1 pseudogene is annotated in these 239 nt (G+C 69.0%); it reads left to right on the top strand.

The features are described 5' to 3' along the window. Nucleotides 1-239 (top strand): annotated as a pseudogene (locus tag FQ664_RS26830) (ATP-dependent RNA helicase DbpA); the annotation flags it as partial.

The raw sequence follows: 239 nt of genomic DNA, 5'->3' as shown, positions 1-239 counted from the left end.
GCCGAAATCCACGTACACCGCGTGGGCCGTACCGGCCGCGCCGGCGAGAAAGGCGTTGCGGTCAGCCTGGTGGCACCGGCCGAAGGCCACCGCGCCCAGGCCATCGAAGCGCTGCAGAAGAGCCCGCTGCGCTGGGACCAGCTGGACAGCCTGAAAAACAAGGGCGGCGAGCCCCTGCTGCCGGTAATGACCACACTGTGCATTGCCGCTGGCCGCAAGGACAAGCTGCGCCCTGGCGA

The organism is Pseudomonas persica, from assembly GCF_900291015.1.
Classification (GTDB): Bacteria; Pseudomonadota; Gammaproteobacteria; order Pseudomonadales; family Pseudomonadaceae; genus Aquipseudomonas.
This window is presented reverse-complemented; position numbering and strand designations above follow the sequence as displayed.